This is a genomic window from Cryptosporangium sp. NPDC048952 (assembly GCF_043197895.1).
Classification (GTDB): Bacteria; Actinomycetota; Actinomycetes; order Mycobacteriales; family Cryptosporangiaceae; genus Cryptosporangium.
Map to the genome: position 1 here is coordinate 176,827 of NZ_JBICTY010000006.1, position 19,216 is coordinate 196,042.

At 69.1% G+C, this 19,216-nt stretch carries 17 protein-coding genes; 9 read left to right on the forward strand and 8 right to left on the reverse strand.

Annotated features, from left to right (window positions below):
* Positions 1–53: 53 nt before the first annotated feature.
* Positions 54–1,763, reverse strand: a complete 1,710-nt coding sequence (locus tag ACGFY5_RS31160) for a PucR family transcriptional regulator (RefSeq protein WP_392725355.1) — start codon at positions 1,761–1,763, stop codon at positions 54–56.
* 214 nt (positions 1,764–1,977) lie between these two features.
* On the opposite strand from ACGFY5_RS31160, the gene ACGFY5_RS31165 reads away from it, so the two are divergent.
* Together ACGFY5_RS31165 and ACGFY5_RS31170 are read left to right on the forward strand one after the other, a co-directional pair.
* Complete coding sequence (locus ACGFY5_RS31165; protein WP_392725357.1) at positions 1,978–2,835, forward strand: SigB/SigF/SigG family RNA polymerase sigma factor; 858 nt, start codon at positions 1,978–1,980, stop codon at positions 2,833–2,835.
* Complete coding sequence (locus ACGFY5_RS31170; RefSeq protein WP_392725358.1) at positions 2,835–4,460, forward strand: alpha-amylase family protein; 1,626 nt, start codon at positions 2,835–2,837, stop codon at positions 4,458–4,460. Before ACGFY5_RS31165 ends, ACGFY5_RS31170 begins: the two co-directional genes overlap by 1 nt.
* A 302-nt stretch (positions 4,461–4,762) precedes the next feature.
* Here ACGFY5_RS31170 and ACGFY5_RS31175 read toward each other — a convergent pair whose 3' ends face one another.
* The 7 genes from ACGFY5_RS31175 to ACGFY5_RS31205 form a co-directional block, all read right to left on the reverse strand.
* Positions 4,763–5,404 carry a DUF2267 domain-containing protein gene (locus tag ACGFY5_RS31175; RefSeq protein ID WP_392725361.1) on the reverse strand — a complete coding sequence of 214 codons (642 nt, stop codon included), beginning with the start codon at positions 5,402–5,404 and terminating at the stop codon, positions 4,763–4,765.
* 142 nt (positions 5,405–5,546) lie between these two features.
* Positions 5,547–6,722, reverse strand: a complete 1,176-nt coding sequence (locus ACGFY5_RS31180; RefSeq protein WP_392725363.1) for a zinc-dependent alcohol dehydrogenase — start codon at positions 6,720–6,722, stop codon at positions 5,547–5,549.
* Complete coding sequence (locus ACGFY5_RS31185) at positions 6,719–7,639, reverse strand: SRPBCC family protein (RefSeq protein WP_392725366.1); 921 nt, start codon at positions 7,637–7,639, stop codon at positions 6,719–6,721. The genes ACGFY5_RS31180 and ACGFY5_RS31185 overlap by 4 nt, the downstream gene beginning before the upstream one ends.
* Before the next feature lie 244 nt (positions 7,640–7,883).
* On the reverse strand, positions 7,884–7,994 hold the full coding sequence (locus tag ACGFY5_RS31190; RefSeq protein WP_392725369.1) for a sigma factor-like helix-turn-helix DNA-binding protein: 111 nt from the start codon (positions 7,992–7,994) through the stop codon (positions 7,884–7,886).
* Positions 7,995–8,035: 41 nt separating this feature from the next.
* Positions 8,036–8,245, reverse strand: a complete 210-nt coding sequence (locus tag ACGFY5_RS31195; protein ID WP_392725370.1) for a sigma factor — start codon at positions 8,243–8,245, stop codon at positions 8,036–8,038.
* A gap of 37 nt (positions 8,246–8,282) precedes the next feature.
* A complete protein-coding gene (locus tag ACGFY5_RS31200) occupies positions 8,283–9,227 on the reverse strand; it encodes a PrsW family intramembrane metalloprotease (protein WP_392725373.1) in 945 nt (314 codons plus the stop codon).
* 121 nt (positions 9,228–9,348) lie between these two features.
* Positions 9,349–10,458 carry a hypothetical protein gene (locus ACGFY5_RS31205; RefSeq protein ID WP_392725375.1) on the reverse strand — a complete coding sequence of 370 codons (1,110 nt, stop codon included), beginning with the start codon at positions 10,456–10,458 and terminating at the stop codon, positions 9,349–9,351.
* 296 nt (positions 10,459–10,754) lie between these two features.
* Here ACGFY5_RS31205 and dnaK point away from each other — a divergent pair, with 296 nt between their 5' ends.
* Genes dnaK through ACGFY5_RS31240 form a run of 7 tightly spaced genes read left to right on the forward strand, consistent with a single transcriptional unit; the run spans position 10,755 to position 19,197 of the window.
* On the forward strand, positions 10,755–12,647 hold the full coding sequence (gene dnaK, locus ACGFY5_RS31210; RefSeq protein ID WP_392725377.1) for a molecular chaperone DnaK: 1,893 nt from the start codon (positions 10,755–10,757) through the stop codon (positions 12,645–12,647).
* Positions 12,648–12,653: 6 nt separating this feature from the next.
* The gene (locus ACGFY5_RS31215; protein WP_392725379.1) at positions 12,654–13,187 is read left to right on the forward strand and encodes a nucleotide exchange factor GrpE; all 534 of its coding nucleotides are present in this window, start codon (positions 12,654–12,656) and stop codon (positions 13,185–13,187) included.
* Positions 13,188–14,141, forward strand: coding sequence for a DnaJ C-terminal domain-containing protein (locus ACGFY5_RS31220; RefSeq protein WP_392725381.1), 954 nt, complete (start codon positions 13,188–13,190; stop codon positions 14,139–14,141).
* On the forward strand, positions 14,138–14,467 hold the full coding sequence (locus tag ACGFY5_RS31225) for a chaperone modulator CbpM (RefSeq protein WP_392725383.1): 330 nt from the start codon (positions 14,138–14,140) through the stop codon (positions 14,465–14,467). Before ACGFY5_RS31220 ends, ACGFY5_RS31225 begins: the two co-directional genes overlap by 4 nt.
* Positions 14,458–17,082, forward strand: a complete 2,625-nt coding sequence (clpB, locus tag ACGFY5_RS31230; protein WP_392725385.1) for an ATP-dependent chaperone ClpB — start codon at positions 14,458–14,460, stop codon at positions 17,080–17,082. The genes ACGFY5_RS31225 and clpB overlap by 10 nt, the downstream gene beginning before the upstream one ends.
* 1 nt (position 17,083) lies before the next feature.
* A complete protein-coding gene (locus tag ACGFY5_RS31235) occupies positions 17,084–17,518 on the forward strand; it encodes a thioredoxin family protein (protein ID WP_392725388.1) in 435 nt (144 codons plus the stop codon).
* On the forward strand, positions 17,515–19,197 hold the full coding sequence (locus tag ACGFY5_RS31240) for an FAD-dependent oxidoreductase (protein WP_392725391.1): 1,683 nt from the start codon (positions 17,515–17,517) through the stop codon (positions 19,195–19,197). Before ACGFY5_RS31235 ends, ACGFY5_RS31240 begins: the two co-directional genes overlap by 4 nt.
* Positions 19,198–19,216: the final 19 nt, after the last annotated feature.

Here is a 19,216-nt window from a genome sequence, read left to right on the forward strand (position 1 = left end):
CGAACGTCACGGTCAGGGTTTCTGCCGGCGCAAGGTCCACCTGGGTCTCCGTTTTACTCCGGCCGCTGGAGCACTTGCCATGCCCGCGTGGCCACGTGCAGATTCAACCGATCGTCGACGTCGTTGAGGTCGTGTCCGCAAATCTTACGGATCCGACCCAGTCGGTAACGCAACGTACTTCGATGGATGAGGAGCGCGGCGGCGGTCTCGTCGTAGTTGCCGCCGCACTCCAGATACTGGGAGAGCGTGTGGACGAGGTCCGTGCTCTTGCGCTGGTCGTAGGTGAGCAACTCGCCCAGCCACTCCTGGACGAACGCCTCGACCTCGCCGCTCCCGGTACCGATGTCCAGGATGCGGTAGAGCCCGAGCTGGTCGTAGAAGGTCGCGCCGTCGGGAGAACGGGAGTCGCGCCGGACGTCAGCCGCGCGTACCGCTTCGGCATACGAGCGGGGAACGTCAGTGGGCCCACGGCAGCGGCCGCCGATCCCGATCGCTCCGGCCGTCCCGCCCAGCTTCTCGGCCAGAGTCCGATGCAGAGCGGCGCCGTCCAGTGGTCCGTGCACGAGTAGCACCACGCTGCCCGCCCGCCGGGAGATCAGGCTCGACAGCTGCAGCACGTCCGCGGCCGCCGTCGAGGCTGCGGCCACCGCGTCATCGGTGTGGGTCCGGCTCCACTTCGCGACGACGACGTGGTGCGTGCCGCGCAGGTCATGGCCGAGCGCGTCGGCCCGAGCGTATGCGCTGGGTTCGTCGGTGCCCGCGATCAGATCGTCGACCAGGTCGCGGCGTAGCCGCAGTTCGGCCTCGGCGAGACTGCGCCGATGTGACAGCTCCAGGGCCAGAACCGTGGTGGCGTATTCCAGCGCGAACACCTCGTGGCCGCCGGCGGTGTGCCGGGGATCGACGAGCGCGACCACGCCGAGCACCTCCTGCCGGGGCTTGGCCAGCGAGATCACGCGGGACTGCACGCGGATGGGATGCGGCACTGCGGCCGCCTGCCGGAGGAGCTCCTCCCGCCGATGCGGAACCGCTTTGGGATAGGGGTCGGGTTGGTGGGGGCCGGCCCAGGCCAGCAGATTGCCGAACCGGTCCTCCACCGCCGCCGATAGCTCGGTCAGCTCGTGCAGGGCGAGCGCGATTCCGGCCTCTCCCGCGCCGGACGCGGTGACCTCGCTGAGCCGTTCGTGCACCCTGGTCTGTGCTTCCAGGCGCGCGACCGACGTGGCGAGTCGGCCGTTGAGCGACTGCAGCTCGCTGTTGAGGGTCTGCAATGCCGCGGACTGCTCGCGTTCCCGCTGATGCAACCGCGCGCTCGCCAACGCGCCGGACGTCTGCTGCGCGAGTGCCTTGACGAGGAAGAACTCGTCGGTGGACGGTGCCGCCGCAGAGCACACGACGAGGTAGCCGAGCAGTTCAGCCGGACTACCCAGCGCCATTGCCCAGCGCCAACCACTGTCCTTGGTCGGGACCGGCCCGCTCTGGCCGTCCAGGCTCTCCAGAGCCTCCACCAGGGCCGGATCGGGCGTGCCGCCGCGTGCGGGGATCAGTGCCCGATCGACCCGCAGGTACACGGTGTCGACGGTGCATTCGCAGAGCGAAGGCAGGGATGTGGCCGCCAGGCGGAGGATGTCGTCGGGGTCCCGACCGTCGAACATCATCATCGACACGACGAACAGGCCGTACAAATTTGACAGCTGTTCTCGCCACCAGTCGTCCGGGCGTTCCGAATCACCGGCTCTCACGTCCGGCTTATCGGGGAACATGTGTACCCCCGTCTCCTCGGCCTCAATCAACACATTGGTTCCTGCCCTGCCCTGGTCGCTCGGCTCGAAACCAAAGCCCAAAAGTCTGCTCTGCCGGGCCGAGACGACCGGCGATAGTTCGGCCTTTCAGGCGCACGCGCGTCCTGATCGGCTCTGTGAACGTGCGTTGCGACCGTTCTGGCTTCCTCGTCCTTCCTGGAAGGAGTGATGGCCTATGTCCCCACGACCGTCAGGCCCTTTCGAACTTCGTCGCCCGCCGAGCTCCGTCGAGGCCGGCGACCGTGATGCCGCACCAGCCCATTTTGATCCCCGCTACGACGACTACGCGACCGCCGAGCGACTGTTCCGGCGCCTGGCTGCGCTCTCGACCGACGATCCGCGCCGCGCCGGCGTGCGTGAGCGCCTGATCGTCGTCCACATGCCGCTCGCCGACCACGTCGCCTGCCGGTATTCGCGGCGCGGAGTGGAATTCGACGATCTCGTCCAGGTCGCTCGGGTGGGTCTGATCAAGGCGATCGACCGGTTCGACCCGGACCGCGGGTCCGCGTTCCTCGCGTTCGCGGTGCCGACCGTGATGGGTGAGGTCCGGCGTTACTTCCGGGATCGCAAATGGGCCGTCCGGGTGCCGCGGCGCGTCAAGGAGTTGTACCTCGCGGTCAACGCGGCGCGACACGAACTGACTCAGCGGGACGGGCGCGCCCCGAGCGTCTGCGACCTCTCCTCCTATCTGGACAAGTCGGAAGAGGAGGTGCTCGAAGGTCTCGAGGCCGGTGGCGCCTTCGCGGCGATTTCCCTGGAGACCCCGGTCCGCGGTCGGGCCGGCGCGCCTCGGTTGGCCGACACTCTCGGCGCCGACGATCGAGCGTTGGAGGCCGTCGACAATCACGAATCGCTGATTCCGCTGCTCGAGGACGTGCCATCCCGGGAGCAGTACGTACTTCACCAACGGTTCGTGTTCGACAAGACCCAAGCCGAGATAGCCGAGGAGATCGGTGTATCCCAGATGCAGGTGTCCCGGTTGCTCTCGGCGACACTGAGCCGGCTCCGCGCGGGCCTGCTCGTGGAGGAGTAATGCCTGGACGGTGGTATCGCAACGCGGTCATCTACTCCGTGGACGTGCGGCTGTTCCAAGACTCCGACGGCGACGGCATCGGCGATCTGCCCGGACTGACCAAGCGCCTGGACTACCTGTCCCGCCTGGGCGTCAACACTCTCTGGCTCAACCCCGTGCACCCGTCGCCGGGCGCCGACGGTGGCTACGACATCACCGACTACTACGCGATCGACCCGTGTCTGGGAGACCTCGGCGACTTCGCACTGTTCCTGGCCGAGGCCGGCGAGCGGGGGCTGCGCGTCATCATGGACCTGGTGGTCAACCACACCAGCGACCAGCATCCCTGGTTCCGCGCCGCTCGGGAGGATCCGGCGTCGGACCACCGGGACTGGTACGTCTGGTCGGCGGTCGAGCCACCCGACCGGTTCAGCGGTCAGGTATTCCCCGGCGTCGAGAAGGAAACGTGGACCTACGACGAACAGGCCGGCGCCTGGTATCGGCACCGGTTCTACCGGACCGAACCGGACCTCAACACCGACCACCCGGCGGTGCGCCGGGAGATCGGGAAGATCGCGGAATTCTGGTTGCGGCTCGGCGTCGCCGGGTTCCGAATCGATGCCGCTCCGTTCCTGATCGAGACCGGGCAGCAGCGCCTGCCGGACTACCGGTTCCTGCGCGACCTGCGGGAGCGGGTGTCCTGGCGGGCCGGTGACGCGGTGTTGCTGGCCGAGGCCAACGTCGCCGACGCGGAACTGCTCGAATACTTCGGCAGCGCCGACGGCACCTCCAGTCGGACGACGATGCTCTTCGCGTTCCGGCTCAACCAGGCAATGATGCTGGCGCTGGCGCGCCGCGATCCGCAGCCGATCCGGGACACGCTGGCGGCGCTACCCGATCTTCCGGCCCACGCGCAATGGGCGACGTTCCTGCGTAACCACGACGAGGTGGACCTCGGCGGCCTGAGTGACACCGAACGCGCCGATGTGTTCGCTGCGTTCGGGCCGGAGCCGGACATGCAGCTCTACGACCGGGGCATCCGGCGGCGTCTGGCCCCGATGCTGGGCGGCGACCGTCGCCGCATCGAGCTGGCCTACAGCCTCCAGCTCACGATGGCCGGCACCCCCGTGCTGCGCTACGGCGACGAGATCGGCATGGGCGAAGACCTGCAGCTACCGGAGCGCCAGGCCATCCGCACACCGATGCAGTGGGACAGCGGTCCCGGCGCGGGGTTCTCCACCGCACCGGCCGAGCGGGTGATCGCGCCGGTGATCGACTTCGGCGAGTACGCCTATCAGCAGGTCAACGTCACCGATCAGCGTCTCGACGAGACCAGCGTGCTGTCCTGGTTCGAGCGGATCCTGCACACGCTGCGCGAGTGCCCGGAGATCGGCTGCGGCGATCACGAAATGCTCACCACTGAGCAGCGGTGTGTGCTCGCCCACCTCGCCGCTCTGGACGGCGCCGAAACGCTGTTCCTCCACAACCTCGACGACGTGCCTTGCCGCCTGGATCTCCGCGCCACGGTGGCGGGCCAGTACCGCCCGCTCAACCTGTTCGGCGACAGTGATTACGGCCGGGACGTCGACCTCGGTGCGGTCGCGCTGAACGGCTACGGCTACCGGTGGATCCGCCTCACGCGCTGAGGCCGCAAGGCTGCCGGGCGAGGCTCCGGCCGGCGGGGCAGCGATATCCCCACAGGTGCCGACCGGCCCGTCCCTGCCGGGGGAAACGGACCAGCTGACGACGACACGTGCTTCGTCGCTCCTTTCCCTCTCGGGCCGCCGCCGGCCGGAGCCTCCGAACAACGCCGCGCCGCGCGTACCGGTGACGCACATGGGCGACCCGCTCCACCGGAGGCGCGAGAGAACTCCCGCGACGACGACCCCAGCCTGCCCCTGCGGAGACGCCTGATACCTGGGCCCGACAGAGCGAGGTTCGGTGCGCTTCACGGCGCTGACAGCACGAGATCCTCGATCCCGGCAGGCACGCTCAGAGCCCGCAGAACGTCTGGGTCCTCGCCATTGATCGCGGCGAACACCGCCTGCACGCGCCGCTGAGCGTGCTCGGGTGGGCAGTCGGCGAGACGCGCCACGGCACGCACGAAGTCGCTCTCCCCGGCCGGTGGCGACGGCGCCAGGAAACGCGGCCCGTCGGTCAATTCCGTCGGCAACGCCGCCAGCAGCCGCCGCCGGTCGTCCGCGTCGAGCGTCCCCGCCAACACGGCGATCGTCGCGCGGGCAGCACTCTTACCGACGTCGAACTCGACGCCGGCCCGGGCGGCGGCCTCGCTCACCACCTCGCGATAGCGCAGGCGTAACGAACCTTCGTCCGGCGTGGCGCGATCGCCGGAGCCCTCCCCGGGGGTGGGTTCCATGTCCTCGTGCGGCCGGTGCGTGACCGGTGCGTGCGGCCCCGGCTTGTGCGCGCCGGCCGGCGGCGGACCGTCCCTCCGACCACTCCGGGTGTGTTCGCGCTGCTTGGAGGAGCCCAGCGTCACCCCGCTCTCGCTGGGACTCTTGTCCTCCGAGCGTGCCTCGCGGGCGAGCGCTCGCCGCTTACGGTTGTCGCCTTCCATCTCTTTGGCCATGGCCGCGCTTTCCCGGCCGCCGGAGTCTCATTCACGGCGAAGCGGAATTTCTTATCGTGCTGAATCCTGGTGCTATCGAACGGAAGCCGGTCAGCGAGGCCCCCTCTGCCTCCCTGACCGGCCGTTCCGGAGCAATCCGCGCTCAGGGTTTCAGGACGACCTTCTCGCAGTCGTCCTGCTTGTTCTTGAACATCTCGTAGCCGCGTTCCGCCTCGCCGAGCGGCAGGGTGTGGGTGATGATCCGGGTCGGATCGATCTCCCCCCGTTCGATGCGCTGCAGCAGCGGCTTCATGTACCGCTGCACGTGACACTGTCCGGTGCGCAGGGTCAGCGACCGGTTCATCCACGCGCCGGCGGGAAACTTGTCGAGGAAACCGCCGTACACGCCGATCACCGAGACCACGCCGCCGCTGCGGCAGGACAGGATCGCCTGACGCAGCGCGTGCGGACGTTCGGTCTCCGACCGCACGGCCTGCTTGACCCGGTCGTACGCGCCGATGTGCGCGCTGCCGTGGGTGGCCTCCAGACCGACCGCGTCGATGCACTTGTCCGGCCCCCGTCCCCCGGTCAGTTCCAGCAGCCTCGACCGGACGTCGACCTCGTCGAAGTTCACCGGGAGGTGTCCCGCCCGTTCGGCCATCTCCAGCCGGTAGGGCTCCTTGTCGATGGCGATGACCTTCGCGGCGCCGAGCACCCGGGCGCTGTCCATGGCGAACTGCCCGACCGGACCGGCGCCCCACACCGCCACCACGTCGGTGGACTGGATGTCACACATCTCGGCACCCATGTAGCCGGTGGGCAGAATGTCGGACAGGAACAGCACCTGCTCGTCGGCCAGATCGGACTCGATCTTCAGCGGGCCGACGTCGGCGAACGGTACCCGCGCATACTGCGCCTGACCACCGGCGAAGCCGCCGGTCAGGTGCGAGTAGCCGAAGATCCCGGCGACCGGGTGACCGAACATCTTCTCCGCGATCCCGGCGTTGGGGTTGGTGTTCTCGCAGCACGAGTACAGCTCGGCGGCGCACGCGGCGCACGCACCGCAGGCGATCGGGAACGGCACGACGACCCGGTCCCCGACGCGCAACCTCTCTGCCGGCACCCCGGATCCGACCTCGACGACCTCGCCCATGAACTCGTGGCCCAGGACGTCACCGTCCTGCATGGTGGGCACGTAGCCGTCGACCAGGTGCAGGTCCGAGCCGCAGATCGCGGTGGAGGTGATCCGGACGATGGCGTCGCGGTTGTTCAGGATTCTCGGATCCGGCACGTCCCGGACCTTCACCTTGTTGCGTCCGGCCCAGGTGTTCGCCCTCATGCGTCCACTCCCTTCTCAAGTTCGGCGTCCGAGAGCGGCTGCGCCGGACGCTGCGGGAACTCCTTGCGGGCCCGCTTGCCCCACGGCGCGCCGTCGGAGCGGACCACCTCGCCGGTCTCCAGCACCTGCTTGAGCCGGCGCAGGTCGTCGTCGAGCTGCTGGTGAGGTTCTTCGCCGAAGTACTTCGCGACTGCCTTCCCGACCGCGCCGCCCGGGATGTCGTAGGTCAGTGCGACGTGAACCTCGGTGCTCACGCCGTCGGGAGCGGGCACGAACCGCACCGTGCCGGCGTTCGGCACGTCGGCGTCGCCGGTCGAGCGCCAGGCGATCTTCTCGGCGGGCGTCTCGTGGATGATCTCCGCCTCCCACTCGACGTTCTCGCCGAAGGGGGCGCTGGCAACCCAGTGGCTCGTCCGGTCACCCGTGACGCGGACCTCCTCCAGATGCGCCATGAACACCGGGAGGTTCTCCAGCGCGAGCCAGAAGGCGAACACCTCCGGCGCGGGTTTGCGAATGGTTGTCGTAGCCGTCAATTCCATGGATCCTCCTCTGCGTGAGCTCCGTGCCGGCGACACGGAGGTGATCCTGTTACCGCGGGTGGCCTGCACGGCCGTCAGCACGTCCACCACGGTGATCCCGACGACGGCCCCGGTGACGCCCAGCAGCCGCCGCCGGCGACGGCCGCCCCGGTGGGCGATCGCCACCGCGAGCGAGGTCAGGTCCATCGCGTCGCCGGCGACCCGCGTCCACGCCCAGGCGCCCTTCCGCCGGCTCGTCAGGAGCCCGGCCGCGTGGACCAGCTCCCGCGCGCCCACCAGCGGCACGACTGCCCGCGACGTCCGGGAGTCGTCCACGCCGCTGAAACGGCGCACCGCATCCGGCGCCGCCAGCTGCGCCACGCCCAGGCCGAGACTCATCCAGCCGAGTCTGCGGCCCCGCCGCTGCACCTCGTCGTGGGTGGCCGTTACTGCCTCTCGACTTGCGGCATGAGTCACGGTTAGCCTCCGGTATCGAATTGCACCCGGCCGAGCGTCCCGGTTCACGGCGGCCTGGAGCGCCAACTGCGGCCCCGACTACCCTGCGGGAATCCGCCTAAACCCAGCAATTTGGTCGCAGATTAGGCCGCGTCTCGCGTCGCGATCCGTCGGTCCCGTCCCTTGATCAGACTTCTGCGAGCAGCTGTGTGCGCAGCCGACTCAAGGTTGCGACGAGCAGCCGCGAGACGTGCATCTGCGAGACCTCGATCTCCTTCGCGATCTGTGTCTGCGTCATGTCCTCGCAGAAACGGAGTCGAAGGATCGTGATCCGCAGGTTCAGCGCCTGCAGCCTGCGCGGAGGGCGGACATCCCATCCGGTGTCGAGGAAAGTCGCCGGATCGCGCCGGTGATGGTGGGAATAGCGAACGCCAGGAACTCGACGCCGCGGTCGGGATCGAATTTGTCGACGGACTTGACCAAGCCGACCCGAGCGACCTGCAGCAGCCAGTCGGTGTCGACCGGGACCGGCGCCGAACAAACAGTCATGCCGCTCCTCCCCGCTGCCCTCGGGATAGACCCGGTATCAGATGTTCGGAACGACCGGAGACGCGCGACGGCGGACGCGGAATCCTGCGGATGCCCGAGCCGACCATCGCCATTGGACAACCAGCCAGACGGTTCCGACGATCGAGATCAGCGCCAAACCGACCCATTCCAGGACGGAGAACAGCCGGACCTGTTCCGCGCTGGGCTCGATCAGCCAGCCCTGCATCGAGGGACGCAGACGCTCACCTTCGGTGAGCACCAGGGTCAAGTACAAGGAGATGCTGTGCATCGAATCCCACAGACCGTGCAGTGCGGACACACCGAGGTACGCCAGGATCAGCCTGCCGGTGACAGCGAACCGGCCCTGCCGCGTGCCGGCGAACAGGATCCCGCCCAGGACGGCGGTCCAGAGGCCGTGACCCACCGGCGCCAGCACGCCGCGGATCAGTTCGGTCTGCACGAGCTGGGTGATCGACAGGCCGTCGACGGTGAACAGAGCGGTGAAGGCATAGCCGGCGGATTCGAACGCGGCGAAGCCGAAGCCCACGGCTGCGCCGAGAATCATCCCGTCTCGCAGTGACCGGGTTCGGAGGTGCCGGGTCAGCACCATCAGCGCGAGGAGTTTGACTGCTTCCTCGATGAGACCGACGCCGAAGAACAACCAGGCAGACGGATGCAGCAGGTAGGCCTCGAGGACCGAGGCGCCCAGGACACCCAGGACGCCGCCGGTGACGAACGTCGAGAACACCAGGCCCGACGTCAGCTCGTCGGTGCCCCGGCGTTCGAAGGCCCACGCCACGAAAGTCACCGGCACGAGAAAACTGCCGAGCAGCACCAGGGTGGGAATCAGGTTCGGGTTGCCGGTGAGGAGGACGACCACCAACGTGGCCATCCACAGCCCCAACCCGACGAAGAACCAGCGCAGCCACAGCCGGCGGGTCCGAGACAGGGCGCTCTCCTGGGTACCTGCGACCTCGGACACCACGGGCCCTCCCGCGTCGGCTGCCAACGTTCCGGATGTCCTAGGTTGGCCCGCTCAGGAGTCCGCGTCGATTGGCATCATTACCAATATTGCGCGCCGATCCGGGTTCACCGCTGCGCGTTCACTCGTCCTGTTCGTCCCGCCAGCCGTCGGGTTCGGGGTGGTAACCGTAAGCGGCCGCCCGCACCGTCTCCTCGTCTTCCAGCCCGGAGCCGATCGCCCCACCGACGGTGGCCAGCGAGCTGATGAGCCAGGCGAGCGTCAGGTAGTCGGTGAAGTGGACCGGCTGCTGCAGCATTCTTTCCAGCACGGACGGGTCGATCAGCAGCGCCGCCGCGAGCACCGTTCCGACGAACAGCACCAGGTAAGACGCCGCCGCGGCCAGCGCGAGGGTGAGAATCGTTCCCACGTTGAACAGGCGGGCCAGTTCGGCCGAGGTGTCCTGGTCGGGTTTCTCCCACAGGTCGTGCGCGACGATCAGCCAGGTCACCAACGCGGTCAACCCGAGGGCCATGATCACCGCGAGCCGGGGTGCGCTGAGCGCATGCCCCAGCTGCCAGACGCTGGAATTGGCGAGCCCGACCGCCGCCGTGCCGAATGCCGCGACGAGCAGCTTGGACAGGCCCAGCAGGGCACGCCCCGGGCGGTTGGCCCGGACCATTCCGGCCAGCAACCGCACCGGGCCGACCAGCCCCGACGCGACGAAGCCCAGCTCCCCGGAACTGTGGTCGCCGACCGCCCGGCGTACCGCGGAGACCCGGTGGGCCAGCTCGGCGGGTTCCCAGTCGGCGGCGGGGACCCGTTCGTCGGACGCGTCGGTGAGTAGCCGGTCCACCAGGTCCGGTACGACGGCGCGGACCGCGGACAGCTGACGTAGTCCCAGCGCGGGCAACGAAACCAGAGCGACCCGCCGCCGGGCGGAGGTCTGTGCGACCAGTGGCACCCGCTCGGTGTGCAGCGGCAGGTCGGTCAGGCAGATCGCGATGTCCCACCGTTCGTCGGTGCGCCGGCGCGCGACGTCGTCGAGCAGGGCCTCGGCACCGCCGTCGCGGCGTGGGGCTACCTCCCCCCAGCCCTCACGGACGGTCCACCGCACCTCCGCGTTCGTCCGCTCGGTGAGCCGGTCGGTCAGCTCGGCGGCGAGCTGGGCGGTCACGCGGGCGGGGTGGTCCGGTGGGGTCGCCACCAATCCGACGACGATCTCCGGCCGACGCTGTTCACTGTGGATCATTTGAAGTCCTCACCGGTAGTCGTGCGCGATTCGCGTGTCGACGTGCCCCGATTCGGGGGCACATGCCTCGGTGCAGCGGGGGCAGGATAGCGCCGGGCGACGGCCGCGGGCGCAACTGTCCAGTGAGTATGCGGGGCGGTTCTGCGGCCGGCGGATCACCCGAATTGGCAGATCTGCCAATCGACACCCGTGGCGTCTGCTGGTGCGCTGGAGGCAGCAGCGCCGAACTCGTGTGTATTCCGGGCGACGCGCCCGCGGACATCTCAGTCCCACCCGCGATGTTGGAGGAGAGCGTCATGCCCAAAGCAGTCGGCATCGATCTCGGTACCACGAACTCGGTGATCGCGACCGTGGAAGGCGGGCAGCCGACGGTCATCGCCAATGCGGAGGGCTCACGGACCACTCCCTCGGTGGTCGCCTTCACCGAGCAGGGCGAGCGGCTGGTCGGTCAGCTGGCCCGCCGTCAGGCGATCCTCAATCCGAGAGGCACCATCTATTCGGCGAAGCGATTCATCGGACGCCGCTTCGACGAGGTGTCCAGCGAGCTGAACACGGTGACGTTCGACGTGGTTCCCGGGCCCGACGGGGCGGTGCGGTTCAAGGTCCGCGACAAGCTCTACGCCCCCGAGGAAATCTCCGCCCTGGTGTTGCGCAAGCTGGTCGACGACGCGTCGAAGTTCCTGGGTGAGCGGGTCACCGAAGCCGTCATCACCGTGCCGGCCTACTTCAACGACGCGCAACGTCAGGCGACGAAGGACGCCGGCCGTATCGCCGGCCTCGAGGTGCTGCGGATCGTCAACGAGCCGACGGCGGCGGCACTGGCGTACGGCCTCGACAAGAACGAACACGAGACCGTTCTGGTCTTCGACCTGGGTGGCGGCACCTTCGACGTCAGCCTGCTGGACGTCGGGGACGGCGTGGTGGAGGTCCGCTCCACCGCCGGCGACACGCATCTGGGCGGCGACGACTTCGACCGCCGGCTCGTCGACCATCTGGCCGACGAGTTCCGGAAGACCGACGGCATCGACCTGCGCAGCGACCCGCAAGCCCTACAGCGGCTCTTCGAGGCCGCCGAGCGCACCAAAGTCGAGCTGTCATCGGTGACCCAGACGACGGTCAACCTGCCGTTCATCACGGCGGACGCCAACGGTCCCAAGCACCTCAACATGACGATCGCCCGGGCGAAGTTCGAGGACCTCACCAACGACCTCGTCGAGCGATGCCTGGGTCCGGTGGAGCGCGCCATGGCTGACGCCAAGGTGACCGCGAACGACATCGACGAGGTCATCCTCGTCGGCGGCTCCACCCGCATCCCGGCCGTGCAGAAGCTGGTCCGCCGCCTCACCGGTGGCAAGGACCCGAACATGACGGTCAACCCCGACGAGGTCGTCGCGCTCGGCGCCGCATTGCAGGCCGGAATCGTCAAAGGTGAGGTCAGGGACGTCCTGCTGCTCGACGTCACCCCGTTGTCGCTGGGTATCGAGACCATGGGTGGCGTGATGACCAAGGTCATCGAACGCAACACCACCATTCCGGCCCGTCGCATCGAGACGTTCAGCACCGCGACCGACGATCAGCCCGCCGTGGACGTGGTGGTGCTGCAGGGCGAGCGAGAGAAGGCGAGCGACAACCGCGTGCTCGGACGATTCCGGCTGGAGAACATCCGTCCCGCGCCCCGCGGCGAGCCCCAGATCGAGGTCACCTACGACATCGACGCCAACGGCATCCTGAACGTGTCGGCCACGGACAAGGACACCGGCGCCGAACAGCGCATCACGATCAGCGAGAGCTCCAACCTGGACACCGGTGAGATCGACCGGATGGTCCAGGACGCCGAACGCCATCGCGGTGAAGACGCCCGGCTACGCGAGATGATCGACGCCCGCAACAACCTCGACTCAGCGGCCTATCAGGTGGAACGGCGGCTGAAGGAATTGGGCGACGCCGTACCCGTGCACGAGAAGGGCCGCGCCGAGATGCTCGTCGGCGACGCGCGTCAGGCGCTCGAAAACGACGCGCCGCTCGACCGTCTCCGCTCGCTGACCGGCGAATTGCAACAGGTCTACCAGAGCCTGGGTGCCGGCAGCAGCCCATCGAACGGCGGTCCGGAAGGCGGCTCATCCACACGGGGCGACTCGTCCGACGGCCGAGACGACGACGTGATCGACGCCGAGTTCACGACCGGGTGAGCGACGATGACCGATCAGGCGAGGGAGTCAGTGGCGGCCGCTTCGTCCGGGGGCCCGGAACCGGTCGCCGATGGCACGGCCGCTCCGGTCCGCGACGAGATCGCCGAGTTGCGCGCCCAGGTGGCGCAACTGGACGACCGCTACCGACGCGCGACGGCCGACTTCGACAACCTGCGTAAACGGATGGCGCGGGACGCCCACCGGGAGCGCGAGGACGAACGCGCTCGCGTGGCGGCGCGGTGGCTACCCGTCCTCGACAATCTGGAACTTGCGCTCCGGCACGCCAGGGCCGACCCGGCGTCGATCGTGTCCGGGCTGGAAGCCGTCCGCGAGCAGGCGCTGGCCGTCCTGGCCGACCTGGGGTATCCGCTCCGCGCCGACCTGTACGAGCGATTCGACCCGAGCCGGCACGAGGCGGTAGCGGTGCTGCCGGCCGACGACGCCGCACCGGGCACGATCCTGGAGGTCGTCCGGCCCGGATACGGCACTGACGCGCGCCCACTGCGGCCCGCCGCTGTGGTCGTGGCGAAAGGCGCCTGAATGGCGCCGCGCCGCGACTTCTACGACACGCTGGGCGTCGCCCGGGACGTCAGCGCGGACGATCTGCAGCGGGCGTATCGCAAGCTGGCCCGGACCTACCACCCGGACGTCAACAAGGATCCGGGTGCCGAGGAACGGTTCAAAGGCATCTCCGAGGCGTACGACGTGCTCTCCGATCCGGAGCAGCGGCGCCGGTACGACGCTTTCGGCCTGGACTTCCGGGACGTGCCGCCGGACGTGGATCCGCAGGCCTGGGCACGCGCGCGGGCGGGCGGTGGCTCGGGGCGACGCGGACGCCGCGGCGGCAGCGGCCCGGCAGAGGAGGGGTACACCCGGTCCGGCGGCTTCCAGGACATCGACCTGGAGAGCGTGTTCAGCGGCATGTTCGGCGGCCGCGGCGGTGCGTTCGGCCCGATGCCGGGCGCCGACCAGGAGGCCGAGATCGAACTCACGGTGGAGGAGGCCTACACCGGCGGGCGCCGGACCGTCACGTTGTCCGGCCGAGACGGCAGCCGCACGCTGAACGTCACGATTCCGCCCGGGGTGACCGACGGCCAGCGGATCCGGCTGAGCGGCCAAGGCGGCCGCGGCGACGACGGCGCCACGGACGGAGACCTGTACCTCGTGGTGCGGCTGGCACCGCACCCGCGGTACCGGGTCGACGGACGGGACGTCACCGTCACCCTGCCGCTGGCACCGTGGGAGGCCGCGCTCGGCGCATCCGTCGCGGTGGACACCCCGCCCGGCGAGGCGAAGGTGCGGGTTCCGCCCGGAACATCCAGCGGCCGACGGCTGCGGCTCACGGGGCGGGGCCTGCCCAATCCCCGCGGCCGGCCGGGTGACCTGTACGCCGAGGCCCGGATCACGGTCCCGCCCGGGCTCTCGGACTCCGAACGGAGCCTGTTCGAGCAGCTCGCCGCGGTCTCCACCTTCGACCCTCGGAGGCAACCATGACCTATCCCCTGACCCGGACACCGGGACACGCGATCGGGTGGCTCAGCCTGACCTCGTTCAGTTCCACCGGCAGTGTGCACCCGGAGATGGTCCAGCGGCTCGTCACGCTCGGCCTCCTCGCCCCCGAACGCGACGCTGCCGGGAACCTGTGGTTCGAGCGCGACCAGTTGCTCGCTCTGGCCCGTATCCGGCGCCTGCGCACCGGCCTGGGCGTCAACTACGCCGCCATCGGCCTGGTGATCGACCTCCTGGACCGCATCACCGCCCTCGAGCGTGAACTTCGCGTTCCGACCTCTCGACGTACCGGAGGCAGTTCGTGGACCTGAACCGCCTGACCCAGAAATCGCAGGAGGCCCTGCACGACGCCCAGACCGCGGCGCTGCGTTTCGGCCACACCGAGGTCGACGTCGAGCACCTGCTGCTCGCCCTGGTCCAGCAGCCCGAGGGGTTGGGGCCGCGGCTACTCACGGCGGCCGACGTCGACCCGGGCGTACTGCGTGAACAGGTGGAAGCGGAACTGGGCCGGCGTCCCCGGGTCAGTGGGCCCGGCTCCGCACCCGGCCAGGTCTTCGTCACCCAGCGGCTATCCCGGCTGTTCGACACGGCCGAACGCGAAGCGAAACGGCTCAAGGACGAGTACGTCTCGGTCGAGCACCTCGTCATCGCCATGCTCCAGGAGGGACCGCGCTCCACCGCCGGACGGCTGCTCAGCGGTGCGGGACTCACCCGGGACCGCTTCCTCCAGGAGCTGACGGCGATCCGCGGCAACCAGCGGGTGACCTCGGCGATGCCGGAGGTCGCCTACGAGGCGCTGGCCAAGTACGGCCGCGACCTGGTCGCCGACGCCGAAGGCGGCGCCTTGGACCCGGTCATCGGACGTGACGGCGAGATCCGCCGGGTGATTCAGATCCTGTCCCGCAAGTCGAAGAACAACCCGGTGCTCATCGGTGAGCCGGGCGTCGGCAAGACCGCCATCGTGGAGGGCCTGGCCCAGCGGATCACCAACGGCGACGTACCCGAAGGGCTGCGGGACAAGGTGGTCTTCGCCCTGGACATGAGCTCACTGGTGGCCGGCGCGAAGTACCGCGGCGAATTCGAGGAACGGCTCAAAGCCGTCTTGTCCGAGGTGAAGGCGGCCGAGGGACGGATCTTGCTGTTCATCGACGAGCTGCACACGATCGTCGGCGCCGGGGGCGGCTCCGAGGGAGCGATGGACGCCGGCAACATGCTCAAACCGATGCTCGCCCGCGGCGAACTGCACATGATCGGCGCGACGACGCTCGACGAGTACCGCAAGCACATCGAGAAGGACGCGGCGCTGGAGCGGCGCTTCCAGCCAGTGCTCGTGGAGGAGCCGACGGAGGAGGACGCCATCTCGATCCTTCGCGGGCTGCGGGAGCGGCTCGAAGTCTTCCACGGCGTGAAGATCCACGACGCGGCGCTGGTCGCCGCGGTGGTTCTCAGCCGCCGGTACATCTCCGACCGGTTCCTTCCGGACAAAGCCATCGACCTGGTCGACGAGGCTTGCGCCATGCTGCGTACCGAGATCGACTCGATGCCGACCGAACTCGACGAGCGCACCCGGCGCCTGATCCGCCTGGAGATCGAGGAAGCGGCCCTGGCCAAGGAGGAGGACTCCGCGAGCCTGGCTCGGCTTGACCAGCTCCGCAAAGAACTCGCCGACCTCCGCGCCGAGGTCGACGCGTTGCGCGCTCAGTGGGACGCCGAACGGCAGGCCCTGCGCAGGGTTCAGGAGCTGCGCCGGGAGATCGAACAGATCCGGCACGCGGCAGAACAGGCGCAACGCGACTACGACCTCGGCCGGGCCGCCGAGCTGCGGCACGGCGCGCTACCGGAGCGGGAACGCCGGCTGCAGGCCGAAGAGCAGCGGCTCGCCGCGAAGCAGAGCGGCAACCGCCTGCTCCGCGAGGTCGTCACCGAGGCCGAGATCGCCGGCATCGTCTCCCGGTGGACCGGCATCCCGGTCAGCCGCCTGACCGAGGGCGAACGTCGGAAACTGCTGCGCCTGGACGAGATCCTGCACGAGCGGGTGATCGGACAGGACGAGGCCGTGCAACTGGTCACCGACGCGATCATCCGCGCCCGGTCAGGCATCAAGAGCCCGCGCCGGCCGATCGGGTCGTTCACGTTCCTCGGCCCCACCGGCGTGGGCAAGACCGAGCTGGCGCGCACGCTGGCGGCGGCCCTGTTCGACACCGAGGACAACATGGTCCGGATCGACATGAGCGAGTACCAGGAACGGCACACCGTGAGCCGGCTGGTCGGAGCGCCGCCCGGATACGTCGGCTACGAAGAGGGCGGGCAGCTCACCGAGGCGGTCCGGCGCAAGCCGTACTCGGTGGTGCTCTTCGACGAAATCGAGAAGGCCCACGCCGACGTGTTCAACACGCTGCTGCAAGTGCTCGACGACGGGCGGCTCACCGATGCACAGGGCCGCACCGTCGACTTCCGCAACACCGTGATCATCATGACGTCGAACATCGGCTCGCAGTACCTGCTCGAGAGCATCTCCGACGCGGGTGAGATCAAGCCCGAAGGCCGCGAGCTGGTAATGGGCGAACTGCGCCAGCATTTCCGGCCCGAATTCCTCAATCGTGTCGACGACATCGTGCTGTTCAAGCCGCTCACCCAGCCGGAGATCGAGCGCATCGTCGATTTGATGTTCGACGAGCTGCGCGAGCGGCTGGACGAGCGGTGGATGACGCTGGAAGTCACCGACGAGGCGCAGCGGTTCATCGCCCGTCAGGGCTTCGATCCGGTGTACGGCGCCCGGCCGCTGCGCCGCTTCATCGCCCGCGAAGTCGAGACCCGCATCGGCCGGGCGCTGCTCGCCGGGGACGCCCGGGACGGCGCGGTCATCCGGGTGGACGCGATCAACGGTGAGCTGACCGTCGTTCATGAGAACCCACCGGAGGAATGACGTGGACTCCCGCGTGATCGCGTGCCCGAACTGCGGGCGCAAGAACCGGGTCCCCGCGGTGGCCGAGGGTGTTCCGCGGTGCGGCCACTGCGCTCAGCCGCTGCCCTGGATGGCCGAGGCCGGCGACGACGACTTCCTCGACGTGGCCGAGCGGGCGGACATCCCGATCCTGCTGGACATGTGGGCGCCCTGGTGCGGCCCGTGCCGCCAGGTCAGCCCCGCCTTGGAGCAGGTGGCCCGCGACCTGGCCGGTCGGGTCAAGCTCGTCAAGGTCGACGTGGACAAGGCGCCACGAGTGTCGGAGCGGCTCGCGGTGCAAGCCGTCCCCACCCTGATCGTGATGCGGAGCGCCACGGTGGTGGCCCGACGCGCCGGCGCCGCTCCCGCAGCAGCACTGCGCGGCTGGTTGGACGAGGCTCTGCGGAGCGCAACATGAACCCGGACACGGACCTGCTCGCCGAGACACCCGACATCGGCGGAGCCTATCCCCGCCTGTCCGACGAGCAGCTCGAACTGCTGAGCCGGAACGGTGAGGAACGGCCTGTCCGGCGCGGCGACGTGCTGGTCGCCGAAGGCCAGCGGGACCGCGACTTCCTCGTCGTACTGTCCGGCAAGGTCGCGGTGATCGAGGGATACGGCGCCCCGAAAGCTCGGTCCGTCCGGGTGCACGGTCCGCGCCGGTTTCTCGACGAACTCGGCCTGCTCACCGGTCAGCCGTCCTTCGTCTCGATGGTCGCGCAGGAACCCTGCCGGATTCTGGCGGTGCCCGTGCGCAGGTTGCACGCCCTGGTTCAGGAGGAGCCCGACCTCGGAGACCTGATCCTGCGCAGCTTCCTCAGCCGCCGGGAACTGCTGATCGGCGGCATCACCGGCATCAAGATCGTCGGTTCGCGGTTCAGCCCGGACACTCGCCGCCTGCGCGAACTCGCCGCGCGCAACCGGGTGCCGCACACCTGGATCGACCTCGAGGAGGACCCGGGCGCCGAGGAGCTGTTGCGTCGGCTGTCCATCGGCCCGAACGACACACCGGTGGTGATCTGGCGGGACAAGGTGTGGCGCAACCCCTCGAACGCGGAGCTAGCCCGCGTCGCCGGCCTGCGACGTTCCGGCCCGGACGAGGTGAGGTGCGACGTCGTCGTGGTCGGTGCGGGGCCGGCCGGCCTCGCCGCCGCCGTGTACGGCGCGTCCGAGGGACTCTCGACGATCGTCCTCGACGCGGTGGCGACGGGGGGCCAGGCCGCTACCTCCTCCCGGATCGAGAATTATCTCGGATTTCCGGCCGGCATCTCGGGGGCCGAACTGGCCGACCGCGCTGTGGTGCAGGCGAAGAAGTTCGGCGCCGACCTCAGCGTTCCGGTCAAGGCGGTACGGCTCCGATGGCACGACAGTGATCAGGTCGTGCACCTCGATGACGGAACCCAGCTGCGCACCCGCACCGTGGTGATCGCCACCGGCGCGCGGTACCGGAAACTCGACGTGCCCCGCCTGGCGGAATTCGAGGGCACCAGCGTGTACTACGCCGCCACCTTCATGGAGGCGATTTTCTGCGAGCGACAGCCGGTATCGATCGTCGGCGGCGGCAACTCGGCCGGCCAGGCCACGGTGTTCCTGGCCCGGCACGCCGCGCAGGTACGGCTGATCATCCTGCACGACGATCTGAGCCGCGACATGTCCCGGTACCTGGTGGACCAGATCGAGCGACTGCCCAACGTCGGGGTGCTGCGCCACACCGAGATCACCGACCTGATCGGCGACGACGGGCAGCTCCAGGCGCTCGGCGTGCACGACACCAGAACCGGTGAGCGGCAGGAGATCCCGACGACGGTGTTGTTCACCTTCATCGGGGCGCAGCCGTGCACCGACTGGCTGGCGTCCAGCGTCGCCCTGGACCAGCGCGGTTACGTCCTGACCGGTCCGCAGGTGCGCACCGACGCACCGCAGCCGGTGATGCTCGAGACCAGCCGCCCCGGCGTCCTCGCGGTGGGCGACGTCCGCAGCGGCTCCATCAAGCGGGTCGCGTCCGCGGTCGGCGAGGGTTCCATGGCCGTCCGCCTCATTCACGACCACCTGGCCAAGTTCGGACCGGCCATCGATCGGGAGCGGTCCAACCCGTGACGTCCGGAAAGGAACCTTT